The sequence below is a fragment of the Pontibacter rugosus genome (assembly GCF_042678745.1).
In the GTDB taxonomy this organism is placed as follows: domain Bacteria; phylum Bacteroidota; class Bacteroidia; order Cytophagales; family Hymenobacteraceae; genus Pontibacter; species Pontibacter rugosus.
The window spans coordinates 1-1,360 of record NZ_JBHTLD010000415.1; the positions used below are offsets into that span (position 1 = coordinate 1).

Annotated in this window: 3 protein-coding genes; 2 read left to right on the forward strand and 1 reads right to left on the reverse strand. The window is 39.7% G+C overall.

What is annotated here, in order from left to right; all coding sequences use genetic code 11:
• Together ACFQ2O_RS21615 and ACFQ2O_RS21620 are read left to right on the forward strand one after the other, a co-directional pair.
• Positions 1 to 466, forward strand: a 466-nt coding sequence (locus ACFQ2O_RS21615) for a DUF4199 domain-containing protein (protein ID WP_377532979.1), incomplete at its 5' end; no start/stop codon positions are given.
• A gap of 35 nt (positions 467 to 501) precedes the next feature.
• Positions 502 to 957, forward strand: coding sequence for a DUF4199 domain-containing protein (locus ACFQ2O_RS21620; RefSeq protein WP_377532981.1), 456 nt, complete (start codon positions 502 to 504; stop codon positions 955 to 957).
• Between the two features lie 113 nt (positions 958 to 1,070).
• Here ACFQ2O_RS21620 and ACFQ2O_RS21625 read toward each other — a convergent pair whose 3' ends face one another.
• The gene (locus tag ACFQ2O_RS21625) at positions 1,071 to 1,304 is read right to left on the reverse strand and encodes a hypothetical protein (protein WP_377532983.1); all 234 of its coding nucleotides are present in this window, start codon (positions 1,302 to 1,304) and stop codon (positions 1,071 to 1,073) included.
• Between the last annotated feature and the right edge of the window lie 56 nt (positions 1,305 to 1,360).

A 1,360-nucleotide genomic window follows, 5' to 3' on the forward strand; every position in this document is an offset into this window, starting at 1 on the left:
ATCTAATATTACATACCAGAAGGTTTCTATTAAATATGGATTACTTGTTGGGCTTGCACATATGGTATTTTTCATGATCATGTGGGCTTTGGGCCTGCTCGATACTGTAGAGCTATCTTTTATTAGTGGCTTATTCTTAGTTATAGGCATTTGTGTGGCTATCTCCAACTTCAAAAAAGCAAAGGGAGGCATGATCCAATACTTTCAAGGCCTTGCTATCGGTGCAACAGTGGGAGTGGTTTCTTCTGCAGTTCTTGCCCTTTTCCTGATGGTTTTCGTGAACACGCTCGATACAGAGTACCTTGCGTCGTTGCAGGCAAGCTCGTTGTTCCCGGAGGGCTTATCGAAGCTTTCGCTTTTTGTGCTTACGATTTTGTATGGTACTGTTCCTGGCGTTTTGATCGCCTTTATTGCCATGCAGTGGTTTAAGAACGCAGATCATACCATGACTAACCAGGTAAAATAATTTGAAGGTAAAAACGATCATAAAATCGAGATAAAATGGAAAAAATTGGTTTGAAATATGGATTGCTTACTGCTGTGGCATTGATAGCTTATTTCTTGCTGATGCATCTGCTAGGGCTTACACATATTGTAGAGCTCCGCTTTCTGAACGGCGTCATTTTGGCTGTAGGTGTAGTTCTGGCTATAAAAGGCTATAAAGCTGTGGTAGATGGCAACATCAGCTACTTCAAAGGTTTGGGTACGGGCGTGATTACCTCTGTTATCAGCACAGTGATTTTTGCTGCCTTTATGATTATCTATACTCAGATCGGTGGAGATGAGCTGGTTGAAACCCTTACTGCTGAAAGGTATTTTGGCCAGAGAATAGAAGCTACTCCAGGCATTGTGATTTTTACAGTGCTTATGATCGAAGGATTGATCTCTGGATTCATGATATCGTTTATAGCCATGCAGTTTTTTAAGCAACGGCAGCACAAGTTTCCAGGAATGTAAGAACACAAAGACTTGGGTTAAAGTGTAGTGATATCGTGTTCAACAACAGCAAAGGCCTGCAGTATTTAAATGCTGCAGGCCTTTGCCGTTGTTGAAGTATAGTATAGATAATATTACTTTACAATAGCGTCCGGGCGTTGTATAATTTGAACAACCACCTCATGCAAGTCTCCTTCTTTATCTTCTAGTTTATATATTACCATCGGATTGTCTGCATCATGTACAGATTCAATTTCTATTACCCTGTCACCTTCTTCCATATGCTCTTCTAATTGTGGAGTGAGATCCTGAATGGCTTTTGCAAATGTTACTTCTAGCTTACTGGGATTGTAAAACCTTGTCCTCATGTTGATTTAATTAAATATAAATCACGTATTATTCTCTTAAACAGTGACTTATATAA

Excerpts from the sequence above, each read along its gene's own strand:
- ACFQ2O_RS21625 (WP_377532983.1), bottom strand. The coding sequence starts at position 1,304 with ATGAGGACAAGGTTTTACAATCCCAGTAAGCTAGAAGTAACATTTGCA.
- ACFQ2O_RS21620 (WP_377532981.1), top strand. The coding sequence starts at position 502 with ATGGAAAAAATTGGTTTGAAATATGGATTGCTTACTGCTGTGGCATTG.